Below are 17868 nucleotides of genomic sequence, written 5' to 3' on the forward strand. Positions count from 1 at the left end.
GCCACACACCGATGAGCGCCACCCCACCCACGACGCCCGCCGACCCCGTCTTTGCCGCGCGCATGGCTGCCTTGCGGCGCAACTTTCCGTTCTCGCTGCTCGGCGTGATGCTCACCGCGGGGCTGGTGGTGGTGGCGCTGTGGGGCGCGGTTGCGCACGAGCAGCTGCTGGCCTGGGTGGGCGCCAACGCGGTGCTGACGGCGGCGCGCGCGTGGCAGGTGACGCGCTACCGGCAGGCCGAGCACGATGCGGGCGCACTGCGGCGCTGGCGGCGCGGCGCGATGGGGGGTGCGGTGCTCGGCGGGTTGCTGTGGGGGCTGCCGCTGGCGGTGTGGATGCTGCAGGTGTCGCTGCCGCAGCAGATGTTCATCGTGGTGGCGATGCTCACCATGGGCACGGGCGCGATCTACGCCTACTGCATCGACCTGGGCCTGCTCTACGGTTTCCAGGTGACGTACTTCGCGCCCGCGATCCTCGCGATGGCCACGCTCGACGACGTGCTGCTGCGCGTGATGTCGGCGGCCGGCGTGCTCTACCTGTTCGTCACGCTGGCCTTCGCGCAGCGCATGTACCGCACGCAGGTCGACTCGCTCGAGCTGCGTTTCGAAAACCTCTACCTGCTGCGCCAGCTGCGCCTGGAGAAAGACGCGGCCGAGCGCAGCGACCTCGCCAAGTCGCGCTTCCTTGCCGCCGCCAGTCACGACCTGCGCCAGCCGGTGCATGCGCTGAGCCTGTTCGTGGGCGTGCTGCGCGGGCAGGCGCTGCCGGCGGCGAGCCGGCACGTGGTCGACAGCATCGGCCGCGCCGCCGCGGCGATGGGGCTGCTGTTCGAAGGCCTGCTCAACATCTCGCGGCTCGACGCGGGCGTGGTGCGCGTGAAGGCGCGCCCGTTTGCGCTGGCGCGCCTGCTCGACCAGATCCAGCTGGAATTCGCGCCGCAGGCGGCGGGCAAGGCGCTGTCGCTGCGCTTGCGCGCGGGCGATGCGGTGGTGCATTCCGACCCCGCGCTGCTCGACCGCGTGCTGCGCAACCTGGTGGAGAACGCGATCCGCTACACGGCGCGCGGCGGCGTGCTCATCGGCTGCCGCCGCGCGGGCGCCGACGCGCTGCGCATCGAGGTGTGGGACACCGGCCCCGGCATTCCGCCCACCGAGCAGGAGCAGGTGTTCTGGGAGTTCCACCAGCTCGGCAACCCCGAGCGCGACCGCACCAAGGGGCTGGGCCTGGGCCTGGCCATCGTGCGCCGCACGGCCGCGCTGCTGGGCCATCAGCTGGCGCTGCGCTCGCGCGTGGGCCGGGGCACGGTGTTCTCGGTGACGGTGCCGCTGGCGCGCCAGGCGCTGCCCGCGCCCGAGGCACCGCCTGCGCCGCTGCCGGCCGACACCGGCCGCCTCGTGCTCGTGGCCGAGGACGACGGCGAAAGCCGCCTGGGCCTGCAGCTGCTGCTCGAAAGCTGGGGCCTGCGGGTGATCGCGGCCGAAGGCGGCGACGAGCTGCTGGCGCTGGCCGCGCGCCAGGCCAGCAAGCCGGCGCTCATCGTCAGCGACTACCGCCTGCGCGCGGGGGAGACCGGCATCGACGTGGTCGACCGCCTGCACGAGGAATACAACGACGACGCGATTCCCGCGCTGATCGTGAGCGGCGACACCGATCCGCGCCGCCTGAGCGACGTGGCGGCGCGCGGCTGGCAGATGCTGCACAAGCCGGTGGACCCGGCGCAGCTGCAGGCGACGGTGTCGCAGCTGATCGCGCCCTAGAAACCGCGCACGGCCAGGCGATTCCCCCGCATCGGCTGCTGCTGTGTGGAGCAGTGCACGGCGCCACCGCCCAGCGAGATCGCATCGATGGGCAGCAGCTCGACGCGGCGACCTGGGAACGCACGCGCGAACACCTCGCGCGCCTGCGCATCGCGCGGCACGCCGAAGGCGGTCGAGATCACCGCGCCGTTGACGAGGATGTAGTTCGAATAGAGGTCGCAGAAGCGCGCGCTGCCGTAGGTGTGCACGTCGCGCGGCACGGGCAGGTCGAGGAGCTCGAAGCGACGGCCGCACGCGTCGGTCGCCAGTTCGAGCGCGCGGCGGTTCTCCTGCATCGCGCGAAAGTAGTCGCCCTGGTCGGGGTCGGCCGCATTGAAAAGAATGCAGGCCGGCGCAATGAACGACGCGATGCCGTCGATGTGGCCGTCGGTCTCCACCTCGGCCGCATGGCCCGGCAGCCAGACGATCTTCTGCACGCCCAGCATGCGCCGCAGCTCGGCCTCGATCTCCGTTTTGCGCAGGCCCGGGTTGCGGTTGGGGTGCAGCAGGCAGCTCTCGGTGGTGAGCAGCGTGCCCTGCCCGTCCACGTAGAAGGCGCCGCCTTCGAGCACCATGTCCGAACGCACCAGCGGCACGCCGGCCAGCGCAGCGATGTCGGCGGCGGCGCGCTGGCAGCCGTCATGCGGGTGGTACTTCTCGCCCCATGCGTTGAAGCGGAAGCCCGCCGCCGTTTGGCTGACATGGTGTTCGTCGACGAGGAAGATCGGACCGCAGTCGCGCAGCCAGTTGTCTTCGGCCGCGATGGGCACCACGCGCACCTGCGGGCCGCAGACCGCGCGGGCCGCGTCGGCCAGCGGTGCATGCGCGGCCACGATGCAGCGCTGGTAGCGCGCGATGGTGCGCGCCAGCAGGCCGAACGCGCGGCAGACCGCGTCGTAGTGCGTGCCCCACAGGGCTTCGCGGTGGTCGAGCACCGGCCAGCCCAGCCAGGTGGCGGCCATCGGCTCCCATTCGGCGGGCATGCGCAGGCCGGCGCGGCGAGCGTCGAAATCGTTGGAAATCAAAGGGTCCTTCAGAAGAAATTGCAGGGACGCTCACTCTGACTTGAATTCCTTCGATGAAAAAGCGACATTTCTTGGCTGAACTCATCGACCCCATTCATATGTCCAACACCCGGCTGCCCTCTTTCAAGTTCCTCATCGGCTTCGAGGCGGCGGCCCGCCTGGGCAACTACTCGCGCGCGGCGGAAGAGCTGTTCGTCTCGCAGTCCGCCGTCAGCCACCAGATCTCGCAGCTGGAGCAGCAGGTCGGCCAGCCGCTGTTCCGGCGCAAGGGACGCGGCGTGGAGCTGACGGTGGCGGGCAGCCTGCTGCTGGACAGCGTGGGCAAGTCGCTCGAGCACATCCGCAACGGGCTGGCCCGCATCGAGACCTACATGGACGACCGGCTCGTCACGCTGGTGTGTCCCGCCCCCGTGGCCAGCGGCTGGCTGCAGCCGCGTGTCGACCGGCTGCTGCAGGCGCACCCCGAGCTGTGCCCGATCATCTCGGTCGACGAGAGCGCGCGCTTCATCGACGAGCTCGACGTGGACATCGCCATCACCCGCGCGCCGCTGCGGCAGGAAGGCGTGTTCGAGGTGCCGCTGCTCACCGACGAACTCGTGGCCGTCGGCCCGCCCGCTCAGAACGAAGACGCCAACCTCGGCCTGCTGTGCCTCGAAGAAGACCTCACGAGCGACCGCATCGGCCCCTTCATCCGCGCGCATTTCGGCGGCCTGCGCAAGGCCGCGATCTACGACGACCCGCGCCTGGTGCTCGACGCGGCCTTGCGCGGCCGGGGCATCGCGCTGGTGTCGCGCCTGCTGGCCGACGACGCCTTGCGCACGGGGCAATTGCGGCAGTTGCCGGACACCCCGAGCCTGCCGCTGGGCACCCTCTGGATCGCGTGCGCCGAGGGCCCCTCACGCCTGCCGCTGGTGCGGGAGGTGTTCGACAGCCTGCGGCTGTTTGCGCAGGAAGACGCTGACGATATGAGCCAGATCGATCAATCCCTTTAAAAGACATCAATTGTGTAGATAGATAGGCGTCGACAGAATCCGGGGCTTCCTAGAACTTAGTAATAACCCTGATTCCAATGACAACGCGACGCACTCTCCTGGGCCTGGGCGGCCTGGGCCTTTTCGGTGGACTCGTGACCGCCTGTGGCGGCGGCGGTGGTGGGAGCGGCAGCGGCATGCTGCCGCCCTTCCCCGTGCCCATGCCAACCCCTTCGCCTGCACCCGCCCCGGCACCTGCGTCCGGCTGGCGCATGCCCGACGAAGGCGACGCCCACCGCGCCGTGTGGATGGCCTTCGCCGCGCGCGAATCCATCTGGACCGCCGAGATGCGCCAGCCGGTGTTCCAGGCGTTGGCGCGCATCGCCAATGCCATCAGCGTCTACGAACCGGTCAAGATGCTGGTGAACCCCGCGGATGCTTCCACGGCCCGCCAACTGTGCGGCTCCAACGTGCACCTGATCGAACACGCCATCGACGACCTCTGGATGCGCGACACCGGCTGCGTCTTCGTGCGCAACGCCCGTGGCGAGCGCGCCGCCGTGAGCTTCAACTTCAACGGCTGGGGCAACCAGCAGGCCCATGCACGCGACGCCACGGTGGCCGCGCGCATGGCCGAACTCACGGGCGTGCCGCTGCTGCGCAGCAGCCTCGTGATGGAAGGCGGCGGCATCGAGGTCGACGGCCAGGGCACGGCGATCATCACGGAGAGCTGCGTGCTCAACAAGAACCGCAACCCGGGCGTCAGCAAGGCCGACGCGGAGGCCGAACTCAAGCGCATGCTGGGGCTGGACAAGATCATCTGGCTGCCGGGCATCGCGGGCCGCGACATCACCGACGGCCACACCGACTTCTATGCGCGCTTTCTCAAGCCCGGCGTGGTCGTGGCGGCGCTGGACACCGACCCGAAATCGTACGACCACGCCGTGACCCACCGCCACCTGGAGCTGCTGACCGGCGCCACCGATGCGCGCGGGCGCCCCCTGCAGATCGTCACGCTGAAGACGCCGAGCCAGGTGCGCCCCACCTTTGCGCGCAAGGAGTTCGCGGCCGGCTACGTCAACTTCTTCCTCACCGACAAGGCGGTGTTCCTGCCCGAGTTCGGCGACGCCGTGGCCGACAGCGCGGCCCGCGCCGCACTGGCCGCGCACCTGCCCAGCCACCAGATCGTGCAGCTGGACATCGACGCCATCGCCGCGGGCGGCGGCGGCATCCACTGCACGACGCAACAGGAACCGGCGTGATGCCGCGCCCGCTCCCCTGATTCCGGAGACCGACATGCACCTTCCCCTGACCCGCCGCCGCCTGCTGCACGGCATGGGCCTGGCGCCCCTGGCCTCGCTGGGCCTGGTCGCCACGGCCGCAGCACCCGACACCTGGCACATGCCCGACGAGGGCGACGCGCACCGCGCCACCTGGATGTCCTTCGGCCCCAGCGAACGGGTCTGGGGGCGGCGCCTGCTGAAGCCGGCGCGCGAGCACCTGGCGCAGATCGCCCGCACCATCGCCGCCTTCGAGCCCGTGCACCTGCTGGTGCGCGAGCAGGAGCACGACCTGGCGGCGCGGCTGTGCGGCAACCGTGTGACGCTCGAGGTGCAGCCGGTGGACGACCTCTGGATGCGCGACACCGGCCCCGTGTTCGTGCGCAACGGCGCGGGCGAATGGGCCGGCGTCGATTTCAACTTCAACGGCTGGGGCAACAAGCAGTCGCATGCGCGCGACGCCGAAGTGGCCGAGTACGTGACCGACGCCGCCGAGGTGCAACGCCTGCGCACGCGGCTCGTGCTCGAAGGCGGCGGCATCGAGGTCGACGGCGCGGGCACGGCCATCATCACCGAGAGCTGCGTGCTCAATGCCAACCGCAACCCCGGCCTGCGCAAGGAGGCCTGCGAGGCCGAGCTGAAGCGCCTGCTGGGCCTGCGCAAGATCATCTGGCTGCCGGGCATCGCGGGCCGCGACATCACCGATGGCCACACCGATTTCTATGCGCGCTTTGCCGCACCGGGCGTGGTGGTCGCGGGCCTGGACGACGACCCCGACTCCTACGACCACGCCGTGACCCGGCGCCACCTGGAGATCCTGCGCCAGGCCACCGATGCACGCGGCCAGCGCCTGCGCGTGGAAGTGCTGCGCGGCCCGGAGACGGTGCGCAGCACCTACGAGTCGGACGAGTTCGCGGCGGGCTACATCAACTTCTATGTCTGCAACGGCGCCGTCATTGCGCCGCAGTTCGGCGATGCGCGCGCCGACGGCAACGCCCGCGCGCTGCTGCGCGAACTGTTCCCCAAGCGCGAGATCGTGCAGCTCGACATCGACGCCATTGCCGCGGGCGGCGGCGGCATCCACTGCACGACGCAGCAGCAGCCGCGCTGACGGTGTTGCGGCACTGCTAGCGCGGGCGCCCGAGCATCCCCGCGCGCCGCGCCGCGATCACGGCCTGCGTGCGGCTGGTCACGCCGAGCGCGCCGAAGATCGCCGAGATGTGCGCCTTGATCGTCTTCTCGCTGGTGGCCAGGCGCAGCGCGATCTCGGCGTTGCGCAGCCCTTCGCACAACAGCTGCAGCACCTCGGCCTGCCGCGCCGTGAGCGTGCTCAGCACGTCGGTGGGCGTCGACAGCACGGGCAGCGACGCACCGCCCGCCGGCGAGGCCTGCACCACGTTCTGCTCGCCCGCCATGACGCGGCGCAGCGCGTCCATGAGCTGCTGGCTGTCGGCCGACTTGTGCACGAAGCCTTGCGCGCCGGCGTCCAGTGCGGTGTCGATGTCCTGCGGGTCTTCGGAGGCCGAAAGCACCAGGATGCGCAGGCCGCCGCGCCGCCGGTGCAGCTCGGCCAGCAGCGCCGCGCCGCCGAGGTCGGGCAGGTAGTAGTCGGTCATCACCGCGTCGAGCCGGGGCAAGGTGGCGAGCGCCTCGAGCGCTTCGGCGCCGTTGCGGGCCGTGGCGACGGTCATCGTCGGCTCGGCTTCGCGCAGCGCGAGGAACAGGCCTTCGCGAAACATCGCGTGGTCGTCGATCAACAGGATGGTGGCGGGCATCCTTCGATTCTGGCGGCAACCGGCGTCGAACCCCACGGTTCCCCGTGGGTGCCGGAGGAAACCCGCCGGGTATCGCCCTCAGCGGTCGGCGCGCGGACGGCGCGCCGCCGCCGTGCGCGAGGCCGGCCGGGGCGACACGCGCGATGCCGCGCGACGGTGGCGCAGCACGCGCGACCCTCGGCGCCCTGGCGGTGCCGATGTCGGTGCCTGCCGGTGGGCCTCGAACCGCGCCTCCTTCTGCTTCAGGTAGTGCATGAGCACGTGCGAGACCATGTTCAGCCCGATGGTGCCGAACGCCGCCGGAAAGATGTACAGCGCGATCGACAGCTCCGACGAGAAGACCAGGTCGTCCGCCAGCGAGGGCGTGGCCTGCGCCAGCCGCGCCAGTGCGCGCAGCAGGAAGATGTCCGCGCCCGCCAGCGCGATCAGGAGCAGGCCGAAGGCCAGCACGGTGGTCTTGGAGAACTCGCGCCGCACGAACAGCGTGACGAAGATCGCGGCGGGCAGCACCAGCGAGCACAGCACCAGCGCCCAGAAGCGGACCTCGGTGAATATCGTCGCGTCTGAAAGCAGGTGCATGGGCAGAGCGTGGAAGGGCGGGCGCAGGGTCGAGCGCTCCGAAGGCGCATTGGGCCACGGGCTGCGCGTTGCAATTTGTCCGCCGGGTGAAGCATCGGTAAAGCCACTTGGGGGCGCCCACGGCAGGGGAAACCCGTGGGGCCCGACCCCGGGGTCGCTGGCCACAATGCCGGTGCGCGCATCGGCGCACGGGCATCCTCACATCCAACGACAAGAAGGACCAGAAGCCATGGCGGAATTCGACTACGTGATCGTGGGCGGCGGCTCGGGCGGCGCCACGCTGGCCTCGCGCCTGAGCGAGGACCCGTCGGTGACGGTCTGCCTCATCGAGGCCGGCGGCGACGGCCGCGGCATCCTCGTGCGGGCGCCGGCCGCCGTGGTCGCGATGCTGCCGGGCCGTCCGCGCATCAACAACTACGCCTACCAGACCGTGCCCCAACCCGGTCTGAACGGGCGGCGCGGCTACCAGCCGCGCGGGCGCTGCCTGGGCGGCTCCAGCGCGATCAACGCCATGCTCTACGTGCGCGGCCACCGCGAGGACTACGACGACTGGGCGCGTTCAGGCTGCGTCGGCTGGAGCTTCGACGAGGTGCTGCCGCACTTCCTGCGCGCCGAAGGCAACCAGCGCGGCGCCAGCGCGCTGCACGGCGCCGACGGCCCGCTGCAGGTGTCGGAGCAGCAAAGCCCGCGCGCCATCACCGAGGCCTTCGTGCGCGCCGCCGCCGAGTGCGGCATTGCGCGCAACGACGACTTCAACGGCCCCGAGCAGGAAGGCGCGGGGCTCTACCAGGTGACGCAGTTCCACGGCGGTGCGAAGAACGGCGAGCGCTGCTCGGCCGCTGCGGCCTACCTGCACCCGGTGATGGACCAGCGCCCCAACCTCTCGGTGCTGACCGGCACGCAGGCCCTGCGCGTGGTGCTCGAAGACCGGCGCGCGGTGGGCGTCGAGGTGCGGCGCGGCGGCAACGTCGAAACCATTCGCGTGCGCCGCGAGGTGGCGCTGTGCGGCGGCGCCTTCAACTCGCCGCAGCTTCTGATGCTCTCGGGCATCGGCGACCCCGACGAACTCGCGCGCCACGGCATCGAAGTGCGGCATGCGCTGCGCGGCGTGGGGCAGAACCTGCAGGACCACTGCGACTTCATCGTCGCCTACAAGTCGAAGCAGACCGACATGTTCGGCATCGGCCCGGTCGGCGGGCTGCACCTGCTGAAGGCCATCGGCCAGTGGCGCCGCGACGGCACGGGCCTGGTCGCCACGCCCTTTGCAGAAGGCGGCGCCTTCATCAAGTCGTCGCCCGAGCTGCGCCGGCCCGACCTGCAACTGCACTTCGTGATCGCGATCACCGACGACCATGCGCGCAAGCTGCATGCGGGCTTCGGCTTCTCGTGCCATGTGTGCGTGCTGCGCCCCAAGGGCCGGGGCGACGTGCGGCTGAACGACGCCAGCCCCGACTCCGCGCCGCGCATCGACCCGCGCTTCCTGGCCGACCCGGAAGACATGGCGCTGCTGCTGCAGGGCGTGAAGAAGACGCGCGAGATCATGCGCGCGCCCGCGCTCGAAAAATACCGCCACCGCGAGGTCTACACCGCCGACGCCCACACCGACGCGCAGCTCGAGCAGCACATCCGCGCGCGCGCCGACACCATCTACCACCCGGTGGGCACCTGCAAGATGGGCGTGGATGCGATGGCGGTGGTCGACCCGCAGCTGCGCGTGCACGGCATCGCAGGCCTGCGCGTGGTCGATGCCTCGGTGATGCCGACGCTGATCGGCGGCAACACCAACGCGCCGACGATCATGATCGCGGAGCGCGCGGCCGGCTGGATGCGCGGGCCGGCCTCCTTCGCGGCATCCGCTACGGCAGTGCCGTCGATGAGCCTCGCACCATGAGTTCACCGGGCAGCAGCAGCTGACGCGGCGCCGCGTCGAGCCCACGCAGGCGCTCGATGAGGCAGGTGGCCGCCGCGCGGCCGATCTCGTCGGTCGGCTGCGCCACGGTGCTCAGACCCGGACCGATGAGCGACGCCCATTCGGGATCGTCGAAGCCCACGAAGCCCAGGTCGGCGCCGAAGCGCCAGTCCAGCCGCGCCATGGCCTGCGCCACGCGCAGCGTGACCACGGCATTGCCCGCGACCACCGCCGCGCGGCGGCCGCGCTTGGCGCGCTGGCGCAGCGCACGCAAGGCCTCGTCGAGCGCGTCGTTCTCGCCCTCGACCGATTCGAAGACCTCGCCCGCCACGCGCGGCTCGTGCGCGGCCACGCAGGCGCCGAACGCCGCCGTGCGCTCGCGTCGCGAGCTCACGCCCTTCTGCGGCTCGGTGACATACAGCAGTTCGCGGTAGCCGCCCTCGACCAGGTGGCCGCAGGTGTCGCGCATGGCGGCGTGGTTGTCGAGCGAGACGAAGTCGGTGTGCATGCCCGTGTGCCGGCGGTCGACCAGCACCGCCGGCTTGCCGTGCAGCGTGACCGCGTCGACCACGTTGCTGCCGCGCCCCAGCGTGTTGAGGATGAAGCCGTCGACCTGGTAGCCCGCGAGCGCATTGATGGCCTCGCGCTCGCGTTCGCTCTCGTTGCCGAGGTTGAACAGCATCACGAGGTAGCCGGCGTCCTGGCAGGCCTTCTCGGCGCCGCGCAGCACGGCCACCGAGTACGGGTTGGTGATGTCGGCCACGATCAGGCCGATGAGCCGCGAGCGGCCGTGGCTCAGCGCCTGCGCCATCGGGCTGGGCGAGTACGCCAGCTTGGCGATGGCGGCCTCGACGCGCGCGGCGATGTCGGGGCTCAGCAGGCGTTCGCGGTGGTTCAAAAAGCGCGAGACGGTGGCCTTCGAGACGCCCGCGGCCTCGGCGACGTCGGCGATGGTGGCGCGGCCTGTGGGCTTCATGTCAGGCGGCGGCGGTGTCGTAGGGTGCCGTGGGCTTCTGCCCGGCCAGCACCTGCAGCAGGTTGGTCGTGGCCAGCGCGGCCATCGCGTGGCGCGTCTCGTGCGTGGCCGAGCCGATGTGCGGCAGCGGCGTGACGCGCAGGTGCGTGCGCAGCGGCGAGTCGGCCGGCAGCGGCTCCTTCGCGAACACGTCGAGGCCGGCGGCGCGCAAGGTGCCGTGGTCCAGCGCGTCGAGCAGCGCGGCTTCGTTCACGGTGGCACCACGGCCGCCGTTGATGAACGAGGCGCCCGGCTTCATGCGCGCAAAGAAAGCGGCGTCGATCATGCCGCGCGTGGCGTCGGTCAGCGGCAGCATCGCGAGCACGATGTCGGCGCGCGCGAGCAGGTCGTCCAGCGGCGTGTGCGTGGCGCGGCCTTGCAGCTCGGGCGCCTGCGCGGCCAGGTCGACCGGTCGGCGCGCGTGGTACAGCACCGGCATGCCGAAGCCCAGCGCGGCGCGGCGCGCCACGGCCTGGCCGATGCGGCCAAAGCCGAGGATGCCCAGCGTCTTGCCATGCACGTCGGTGCCGAAGAATTCCTCGCCGATGTTCTTCGTCCAGCGGCCTTCGCGCACCATCGTCGACAGCTCGACCACGCGCCGCTGCGTGGCCATGAGGATCGCGAACACCGTGTCGGCCACCGTCTCGGTGAGCACGTCGGGCGTGTGGCACAGCACGATGCCGCGCTTGTGCAGTTCGGCCAGCGGGTAGTTGTCGACGCCGACCGACACGCTCGAAATCACTTCGAGCTGCGGCGCCGCATCGAGCAGCGCGGCGTCGACGTTGTAGCTCGAACCGATCAGCCCGTTCGCGGTGGCAAGCGCAGCGGCAAAGGCCTCGGGCGCCTTGCGCGGATCGGCCACGGTGACGTGGTGCACCGCCTGCAGCCGTGCCAGCTGGTCTTCGGGCAGGGCCCGGAACACCAGCACGTTCTTCTTGGTCATCACAGTCCCGCTTCTTCGAGTTGCGCCCGCGTCGGCAGGCCTTCGGTGTCGCCGAGCACCTGCACGGCGCGCGCGCCGATCCAGGCGCCGCGGCGCACCGCGTCGGGCACGCTGCGGCCTTCGAGCAACGCGCTCACCACGCCGGCCGCAAAGCCGTCGCCCGCGCCCACGGTGTCGATCACTTCCTTCACCGGGAAGCCGTCGACATGGCCGGTGCCGGCCACGTCGCTGTCGTAGTAGGCGCCGGCTGCGCCGAGCTTGACGACGACCAGCCTCGCGCCGCGTTCACGGTAGAACTTCGCGACGTCTTCGGGCTTGTCGTGGCCCGTGAGCAGCAGGCCTTCTTCGATGCCGGGCAGCACCCAGTCGGCGCGCGACGCGAGTTCGTTCACCCAGTGGCGCATCGTTTCGGTGGACGACCACAGCGTGGGCCGCAGGTTGGTGTCGAACGAGATGGTGCGGCCGGCCGCGCGCATCACGTCCATCGACTTGAGCGCGGCCTGCAGGCTGGTCTCGGAGATGGCGGCGAACACGCCGGTGGCGTGCAGGTGGCGCGCCGAACGCAGCCAGGCTTCGTCGACATCGGCCGGGCCCATGTGGCTGGCGGCCGAGCCCTTGCGGTGGTACTCGATCGGCGGGTCGCTGCCGTCGGTGACGCGGCCCTTGAACTGGAAGCCGGTGCGCTGCGTCGCGTCGGTGATCACGTGCGAGCAGTCGATGCCCTCGGCGCGCATCGCGGCCAGCAGCGCGCGGCCCATCGAATCGGTGCCCAGGCGGCTGGCCCAGCCCACCTTCAGGCCCAGGCGCGACAGGCCGATGGCCACGTTGGTCTCGGCGCCGGCGGTGCGCTTGTGGAACGACTGGGCGTCTTCCAGCGGGCCCGGCCGGTCGGCCACCAGCAGCAGCATGGCTTCGCCGAACAAGGCGACATCGAAAGCGGTGGGTTCCGTCATGTGTGTATCCCTACGCCCGTGCGGCGCGGATGAAGTCGATCTGCGTGCGGGTGACGGCCAGCAGGTCGTCGCCCACCAGAGGGTATTCGATGGCGTGCGGCACGTCGGCCGGCAGTGCGCGCAGCACCGCGCGCCACGGCGCGACCGAATCGCCCAGCGGCACCGCCACCCATTTGTGCGGCAGGCGCTGCGCGCCCTTGCAATGCACGTAGCGCACGCGGTGGCCCAGTGCCTGCGCGGCCTGCAGCGGGCACTCGCCGAGCCAGTGCCAGTTGCCCATGTCGAAGGTCATGCCCAGCGGCACGCCGGCGCGGTCGGCCACGTCGAAGAAGGCCTGCAGCGCGGCCAGCGTGCCGGCGCGCACCGTCTGGTCGTTCTCGATCAGCAGCTCGACGCGGGTTTCGGCCAGCGCCACCTTCAGGCCCCAGAGCGAACCGTGCGACGAAGCCTGGAAGTCGCCGATGGACATCTTGAGCCGCTTCGCGCCCACGCGCGTGGCGGCGGCGATGCCGCGTTGCAGCGCGGCGCTGTCGAGCCAGCCGCCTTCGGCCCACAGGCCCTCGGGGCTGGAGTAAACGGTAGCCAGGCCATTGAGCGCGGGCAGTTCGGTGTCGGCATCGCGCAGCATCTCGCCGCGCACTTCCACCGCATCGGCACCGGCCGCGCGCGAAAGTTGCGAGCACCAGAGCTGGCCGTGCCGCCCCACCTCGGCCGCACCGAAGGACGACAGAGAAATCAGGACTTCGAAGGCCATCAGTGGGCTTGGTGCGAGCTGAGGATTTGCCCGAGGAACTGGCGCGTGCGCTCGTCCTTGGGGTTGCCGAAGAACTCCTGCGGCGGTGCCTGCTCGACGATCTTGCCGTCGGCCATGAAGATCACGCGGTCGGCCACGCTGCGGGCAAAGCCCATTTCGTGCGTGACGCACAGCATGGTCATGCCGTCTTCGGCCAGGCCGATCATGGTGTCGAGCACTTCCTTGACCATCTCGGGGTCGAGCGCGGAGGTGGGCTCGTCGAACAGCATGATCTTGGGCGACATGCACAGCGCGCGCGCAATGGCCACGCGCTGCTGCTGGCCGCCCGAGAGCTGGCTCGGGTACTTCTTCGCCTGCTCGGGAATGCGCACGCGCGTGAGGTACTTCATGGCCACCTCTTCCGCCTGCGCCTTGGTCATGCCGCGCGAGCGCATCGGCGCCAGCGTGCAGTTCTCCAGGATGGTGAGGTGCGGGAAGAGGTTGAACTGCTGGAACACCATGCCGACTTCGGCACGCACCGCGTCGACGTTCTTGCCGCCCGCGGTGAGGTCGATGCCATCGACCACGATGCGGCCTTTTTGCACCGTCTCGAGCCGGTTGATGCAGCGGATGAGCGTGGACTTGCCCGAGCCCGAGGGCCCGCAGATCACGATGCGCTCGCCCTGGCGCACCGACAGGTCGATGCCGGTCAACACCTGGAATTCACCGTACCACTTGTTGACCGCTTCCATGCGGATGATCGATTCCGTCGTCATGCCAGGGATTCCTTCAAGCGCTTTCGCTTATTGCATCTTCGGGAGGTCGGCCTGCAGCCACTTCTGGTAGAGCTTGTTCAGCTCGCCGTTGGCGGTGTTCTTCTGCACGAATTCGTTCACCGCCTTGTGCAGCTCTTCCTGGCCCGGACGCATCGCGATGCCCATCGACTGCTGCACCAGCGTGAACTTGTTTTCGAAGGTGTTGGCCGGCACGCGCTTGGCGATCTGCGCTGCCACGGTGACCGAGCAGCCAATGGCATCGACCTGGCCCGAGATCAGCGCCTGCATGGCCGAGGCGTCGTCGTCGAAGCGGCGGATCTCGGTGCCTTCCGGTGCGGCCTTGGTCACGGCCACGTCTTGCGTCGAGGCGCGGGCCACGCCCACGCGCAGGCCCTTCAGGTCGCCTGCCGCCTTGATGGAGGTCTTGGTCGCGCCGTACAGCACGATGGTCGCAGCGGCATAGGGCTGCGAGAACTGCACCTGCTTGGCGCGCTCGGGCGTCACGGCCAGCGAAGCCACCAGCAGGTCGACCTTGTTGGTCAAGAGGAACGGAATGCGGTTCGGGCCGGTGACCGGCACGATGTTGGCCTTGACGCCCCAGTCCTTGGCCAGCAGCTTGGCCACGTCGGCGTCGTAGCCGTCGGGCTGGTTCTTCGCGTCGGTGGTGCCGTAGGGCGGGAAGTCGACCAGCATGCCGATGGTGATCTCGCCCTTCTTCTTGATGTCGGCCATGCTTTGTGCCGAAGCGAAGGGAGCGAACACGGTCAGCGCGGCGCCGAGGCCCAGGGCTGCGATGGCAGCGCGGCGGGTGGTGGTAACGGTCATTGGATGTGTCTCCTGAATAAAGAAAGGAAGCGACGAGAAAGGAAAAGCGAAAAGGGTCAACGTGCGAGCGCCTGGGCGCGCTTGCGCTCCATGCGCGCCGCCAGCAGCGACAGCGGCCAGCAGATCACGAAGTAGATGGCGGCCACCACCGAGAACACGATGAGCGGCTGGAAGGTGGCGTTATTGACGATCTGCCCGGCGCGCGTGACCTCGACGAAACCGATGATGGCCGCGAGCGACGTGCCCTTGATGATCTGCACCAGGTAGCCCACCGTGGGCGCCAGCGCGATCTTGAAGGCCTGCGGCAGCACCACGTCGCGCATGCGTGCCACGTAGTGCAGGTTCAGCGCCTGCGCCGCCTCCCACTGGCCGCGCGGAATGGCCTGGATGCAGCCGCGCCAGATTTCGCCCAGGAAGGCCGCGCTGTTCAGCACCAGCGCCACGCCTGCGGCGACCCACGGGTTGATGTCCAGCCCCAGCACCGGCGCGCCGAAGAACACCAGGAACAGCTGCAGCAGCAGCGGCGTGCCCTGGAAGATCTGGATGAAGGTGGTCGACACGGCGCGCGCCCACGTCGATTCCGACGTGCGCATCAGCGCGATGAGCAGCCCCAGGATGGCGCCGCCCACGAAGGCGATGGCCGACAACGCCAGCGTCCACTGGGCGGCTTCGAGGATGAAAAGGAATTCGGGAAAACCGAAGGTGCGCATGGCGTGTGCTCCGTCCGTCGTGGTCAGTCAGTTACCGGCGGTCCGGGTAGTTGAGCGTGCGCTTGTAGATCAGCTTGAACATGGCCGAGAAGGCCAGTGCCAGCGCGAGGTAGATGGCCGCGACCACGATGTAGATCTCGAAGCTGCGGAAGGTCTGCGACTGCAGGTTGGCGGCCACCGAGGTCAGATCGTCGGCCGAGATGACCGACACCACCGCCGAGCTCAGCATCAGCAAAATGAACTGGCTCGTGAGCGCCGGGTAGATCGCCTTCAGCGCGGGCTTGATGATCACGAAGCGGAAGATTTCCCAGGGCTTGAGGTTGAGCGCGCGGCCCGCCTCGATCTGGCCCTTGGGAATCGACTCGATGCCCGCGCGGATGATCTCCGTGGCGTAGGCGCCCAGGTTCACCACCATCGCCACCAGCGCGGCCGTCTGTGGCGACCAGCGCAGGCCGATGGCCGGCAGCGCGAAGAAGAAGAAAAACAGCTGCACGAGGAACGGCGTGTTGCGGATCACCTCGATGTAGGCATTGACGAGGAAGCGCAGCCAGCCCGGCCCCGAGGTCTTGCCCCAGGCACAGAAGATGGCCGCCACCAGCCCCAGCAAGGTGGCGGTGAGCGAGAGCTGCACCGTGATCCACGTGCCCTTGAGCAGCAGCGGCCAGGCGGCAAAGACGGCGTCGAATTGGAACTGGTAGTTCATGGCGGAGCGTGCACGGCCAGGCCGTGCACAGACCCTGAAAGGAATGCTTGCAGCTTAAATGAAACCGGTTTCAGACCTAGCTAGGGATTCCCCTAGGTGGGCGTTTTGCCCTACCCGCCTGCCTACACTGGCGCGATGCCGAACCCCCACGCGGACCCCACTTCTTCCCCGGCAGGCACCCCGGCCACCGGCCCCGTCGTGCAGCATTTCCGGCAGGCGCTGCTCTGGCCCTTGCGCCTGGTGCCGGCGCCCGGCGCGGCGCCCACGCACCACGGCCCCTGGCATGTGCTGCGCGACCTGGGCGAGGCCTCGCCCTGGCGCGAGGAGGTCGACGAATACACCGGCGAGAGCGGCCGTTTCCACGAGCGCCACTACAACGAGTTCGTGAGCTTCCTGCCCTACGTGCAACGCTTTTTGTACGGCGAAGGCCGATCGCGCGGCAGCACCGACGCCGCGGGCAGCGACGGCGACTCGCCGATGCGGGTGTTCCGCCGCCGCGACATCGCGTCCGTGCGGCTGGTGGCCCACCCCGGCGAGGCGCCGATCACGCTCGACGTGATTCACTGCGACCTGTACTTCTTCTTCGACATCGACGTGGTGCTGCTCAACCTCGAGGTCGGCACCGACCACCTGAGCCTGGCGCAGGCGCAGGACATCCTCTACCGCTTCGGCCGCGCCTACCCTTCGGGCTGGGAGCCCGACGGCGCGGCCCTGCACTGCATGGCCAGCGTCGAGTGGCTGGACGCCGACGGCCGCGTGCTCGCCGCCTCCGACGCGCAGCAGCGCGACGCCTTCCTGTCGCACGTGGCCCAGCACCGCGCACCGCGCATCGCCGCGCACTGGGCCTACCTGATGCAGCCGCTGGTGAGCGACCATTCGGACGACCCCGGCGTGCTGCGCTACCGCCAGATCGAGTACTACCGCATGCCGGTGATGGCCTACCTGTCGCTGGACGACCCGCGCCGCCTCACGCGCGACGACTTCGTGCGGCTCGCGCTGGTCACCGGCGCGGGCGGGGCCGACGCCCACCTGCCCTATGCCGAGCACCACCTGGCCGACTTCGAGCACAAGTACTGCTACGACCGCTTCTGGGTGAACACGGGCGCGGCGCCCAATACGCGCTACCTGTGCAACGGCCACGCCCTCGTCGTGGTGGGCGACGCGCGCTCCGAGTTCTTCTGCTGCCGCGACCGCGGCGTGCTCGCGCAGTTCAGGCACCAGCACTTCCTGCTGTTCCTCATCGCGCATTTCCAGAAGGCCTCGCTGCTGATGTTCTCGGACCAGCTGGTCGAGGCGCTCAAGAAGCTCGACATCCGCAGCACGCCGAGCGTGAAGCAGTTCAAGCGCGCCATCCGCGCGAGCTTCGAGCGTTTTCTTCGCTTCACGCACCGCTACTGGTTCCACGAAATTTCGGAGCAGGCACAGGTGCGCGCCCTCTCGCACATGTGCGCCGCGCACCTCGGGCTCGACCCGCTGTACGACGAGGTCAAGTCGCGCATCGCCGACATGAACACCTACCTCGATGCCGACAGCCTGCGCCGGCAGGCCAGCACCGTGGTGCGGCTCACGGTGGTCACGCTGTTCGGCCTCATCGGCACCGTCACCACCGGCTTCCTCGGGATGAACCTGCTGGCCGAAGCCGATGCGCCACTGTGGCGCAAGGCGATCTGGTTCGGCGTGGTGTTCGTGTTCACCACCTGGCTCACGATCTACACGATGGTGAAGTCGCAGCGGCTGTCGGACTTCATCGATGCGCTGTCGAACGACCGGCTGAGCTTTCGGGGCAAGCTGGCGGCGCTGGCGCGGGTGTGGCGGGCGGGGGCGGACTGAAGGGTTGGTTCAGGGCGACGCTCCCGCCGACGCGGCACCTTGCTC

At 69.7% G+C, this 17868-nt stretch carries 17 protein-coding genes; 6 read left to right on the forward strand and 11 right to left on the reverse strand.

What is annotated here, in order from left to right:
* Positions 1-1757 (forward strand): ATP-binding response regulator (locus tag AC3WQR_RS30430; RefSeq protein ID WP_492745713.1); only part of this gene is annotated, 1757 nt, incomplete at its 5' end.
* Here the strand turns inward: AC3WQR_RS30430 and AC3WQR_RS30435 are convergent.
* Positions 1754-2821 (reverse strand): agmatine deiminase family protein, encoded by a 1068-nt coding sequence (locus AC3WQR_RS30435; RefSeq protein WP_492745715.1) that lies wholly within the window; start codon positions 2819-2821, stop codon positions 1754-1756. The two genes, AC3WQR_RS30430 and AC3WQR_RS30435, sit on opposite strands and share 4 nt — an antisense overlap.
* 98 nt (positions 2822-2919) lie before the next feature.
* Here AC3WQR_RS30435 and AC3WQR_RS30440 point away from each other — a divergent pair, with 98 nt between their 5' ends.
* The 3 genes from AC3WQR_RS30440 to AC3WQR_RS30450 all read left to right on the forward strand — a co-directional run bounded on the left by AC3WQR_RS30440 (position 2920) and on the right by AC3WQR_RS30450 (position 6183).
* Positions 2920-3813 carry a LysR family transcriptional regulator gene (locus AC3WQR_RS30440; RefSeq protein ID WP_492745717.1) on the forward strand — a complete coding sequence of 298 codons (894 nt, stop codon included), beginning with the start codon at positions 2920-2922 and terminating at the stop codon, positions 3811-3813.
* Positions 3814-3890: 77 nt separating this feature from the next.
* Positions 3891-5054: an agmatine deiminase family protein gene (locus tag AC3WQR_RS30445; RefSeq protein WP_487849175.1), complete on the forward strand. Its 1164-nt coding sequence runs from the start codon at positions 3891-3893 to the stop codon at positions 5052-5054.
* Between the two features lie 34 nt (positions 5055-5088).
* Complete coding sequence (locus AC3WQR_RS30450; RefSeq protein ID WP_492745719.1) at positions 5089-6183, forward strand: agmatine deiminase family protein; 1095 nt, start codon at positions 5089-5091, stop codon at positions 6181-6183.
* Positions 6184-6199: 16 nt separating this feature from the next.
* Here the strand turns inward: AC3WQR_RS30450 and AC3WQR_RS30455 are convergent, their stop codons facing one another.
* Complete coding sequence (locus AC3WQR_RS30455) at positions 6200-6847, reverse strand: response regulator transcription factor (RefSeq protein ID WP_139703137.1); 648 nt, start codon at positions 6845-6847, stop codon at positions 6200-6202.
* 78 nt (positions 6848-6925) lie between these two features.
* On the reverse strand, positions 6926-7426 hold the full coding sequence (locus AC3WQR_RS30460) for a hypothetical protein (protein WP_492745721.1): 501 nt from the start codon (positions 7424-7426) through the stop codon (positions 6926-6928).
* A 229-nt stretch (positions 7427-7655) separates the two neighbouring features.
* Here AC3WQR_RS30460 and AC3WQR_RS30465 point away from each other — a divergent pair, with 229 nt between their 5' ends.
* A complete protein-coding gene (locus AC3WQR_RS30465; RefSeq protein ID WP_492745723.1) occupies positions 7656-9317 on the forward strand; it encodes a GMC family oxidoreductase in 1662 nt (553 codons plus the stop codon).
* Here AC3WQR_RS30465 and AC3WQR_RS30470 read toward each other — a convergent pair.
* Genes AC3WQR_RS30470 through AC3WQR_RS30505 form a run of 8 tightly spaced genes read right to left on the reverse strand, consistent with a single transcriptional unit; the run spans position 9283 to position 15993 of the window.
* Positions 9283-10311, reverse strand: coding sequence for a LacI family DNA-binding transcriptional regulator (locus AC3WQR_RS30470; RefSeq protein ID WP_062474737.1), 1029 nt, complete (start codon positions 10309-10311; stop codon positions 9283-9285). The two genes, AC3WQR_RS30465 and AC3WQR_RS30470, sit on opposite strands and share 35 nt — an antisense overlap.
* Position 10312: 1 nt before the next feature.
* Positions 10313-11293: a 2-hydroxyacid dehydrogenase gene (locus tag AC3WQR_RS30475; protein WP_492745725.1), complete on the reverse strand. Its 981-nt coding sequence runs from the start codon at positions 11291-11293 to the stop codon at positions 10313-10315.
* On the reverse strand, positions 11293-12246 hold the full coding sequence (locus tag AC3WQR_RS30480) for a sugar kinase (protein WP_492745727.1): 954 nt from the start codon (positions 12244-12246) through the stop codon (positions 11293-11295). The genes AC3WQR_RS30475 and AC3WQR_RS30480 overlap by 1 nt, the downstream gene beginning before the upstream one ends.
* Positions 12247-12256: 10 nt before the next feature.
* Complete coding sequence (locus AC3WQR_RS30485; protein ID WP_492745729.1) at positions 12257-13000, reverse strand: sugar phosphate isomerase/epimerase family protein; 744 nt, start codon at positions 12998-13000, stop codon at positions 12257-12259.
* Positions 13000-13755 (reverse strand): amino acid ABC transporter ATP-binding protein, encoded by a 756-nt coding sequence (locus tag AC3WQR_RS30490; RefSeq protein ID WP_056583293.1) that lies wholly within the window; start codon positions 13753-13755, stop codon positions 13000-13002. Before AC3WQR_RS30490 ends, AC3WQR_RS30485 begins: the two co-directional genes overlap by 1 nt.
* 27 nt (positions 13756-13782) lie before the next feature.
* Positions 13783-14580, reverse strand: a complete 798-nt coding sequence (locus tag AC3WQR_RS30495; protein ID WP_159277491.1) for a transporter substrate-binding domain-containing protein — start codon at positions 14578-14580, stop codon at positions 13783-13785.
* 56 nt (positions 14581-14636) lie between these two features.
* Positions 14637-15290 (reverse strand): amino acid ABC transporter permease, encoded by a 654-nt coding sequence (locus tag AC3WQR_RS30500; protein ID WP_062474720.1) that lies wholly within the window; start codon positions 15288-15290, stop codon positions 14637-14639.
* A 31-nt stretch (positions 15291-15321) separates the two neighbouring features.
* Positions 15322-15993 carry an amino acid ABC transporter permease gene (locus tag AC3WQR_RS30505; protein WP_492745731.1) on the reverse strand — a complete coding sequence of 224 codons (672 nt, stop codon included), beginning with the start codon at positions 15991-15993 and terminating at the stop codon, positions 15322-15324.
* A 135-nt stretch (positions 15994-16128) separates the two neighbouring features.
* Between AC3WQR_RS30505 and AC3WQR_RS30510 the strand changes: the two genes are divergently transcribed.
* Entirely contained in the window at positions 16129-17823 is a 1695-nt protein-coding gene (locus AC3WQR_RS30510; protein WP_492745733.1) for a hypothetical protein, read from the forward strand.
* Positions 17824-17868: the final 45 nt, after the last annotated feature.

This window comes from Variovorax sp. FW305-3-2-15-B-LB1 (genome assembly GCF_058787635.1).

Bases quoted from the DNA above. Each gene is read 5' to 3' on its own strand.
- AC3WQR_RS30490 (WP_056583293.1), bottom strand. From the start codon at position 13,755: ATGACGACGGAATCGATCATCCGCATGGAAGCGGTCAACAAGTGGTAC.
- AC3WQR_RS30475 (WP_492745725.1), bottom strand. From the start codon at position 11,293: ATGACCAAGAAGAACGTGCTGGTGTTCCGGGCCCTGCCCGAAGACCAG.
- AC3WQR_RS30455 (WP_139703137.1), bottom strand. From the start codon at position 6,847: ATGCCCGCCACCATCCTGTTGATCGACGACCACGCGATGTTTCGCGAA.
- AC3WQR_RS30470 (WP_062474737.1), bottom strand. From the start codon at position 10,311: ATGAAGCCCACAGGCCGCGCCACCATCGCCGACGTCGCCGAGGCCGCG.
- AC3WQR_RS30500 (WP_062474720.1), bottom strand. From the start codon at position 15,290: ATGCGCACCTTCGGTTTTCCCGAATTCCTTTTCATCCTCGAAGCCGCC.
- AC3WQR_RS30465 (WP_492745723.1), top strand. From the start codon at position 7,656: ATGGCGGAATTCGACTACGTGATCGTGGGCGGCGGCTCGGGCGGCGCC.
- AC3WQR_RS30480 (WP_492745727.1), bottom strand. From the start codon at position 12,246: ATGACGGAACCCACCGCTTTCGATGTCGCCTTGTTCGGCGAAGCCATG.
- AC3WQR_RS30450 (WP_492745719.1), top strand. From the start codon at position 5,089: ATGCACCTTCCCCTGACCCGCCGCCGCCTGCTGCACGGCATGGGCCTG.
- AC3WQR_RS30485 (WP_492745729.1), bottom strand. From the start codon at position 13,000: ATGGCCTTCGAAGTCCTGATTTCTCTGTCGTCCTTCGGTGCGGCCGAG.
- AC3WQR_RS30440 (WP_492745717.1), top strand. From the start codon at position 2,920: ATGTCCAACACCCGGCTGCCCTCTTTCAAGTTCCTCATCGGCTTCGAG.
- AC3WQR_RS30495 (WP_159277491.1), bottom strand. From the start codon at position 14,580: ATGACCGTTACCACCACCCGCCGCGCTGCCATCGCAGCCCTGGGCCTC.
- AC3WQR_RS30505 (WP_492745731.1), bottom strand. From the start codon at position 15,993: ATGAACTACCAGTTCCAATTCGACGCCGTCTTTGCCGCCTGGCCGCTG.
- AC3WQR_RS30510 (WP_492745733.1), top strand. From the start codon at position 16,129: ATGCCGAACCCCCACGCGGACCCCACTTCTTCCCCGGCAGGCACCCCG.
- AC3WQR_RS30460 (WP_492745721.1), bottom strand. From the start codon at position 7,426: ATGCACCTGCTTTCAGACGCGACGATATTCACCGAGGTCCGCTTCTGG.
- AC3WQR_RS30445 (WP_487849175.1), top strand. From the start codon at position 3,891: ATGACAACGCGACGCACTCTCCTGGGCCTGGGCGGCCTGGGCCTTTTC.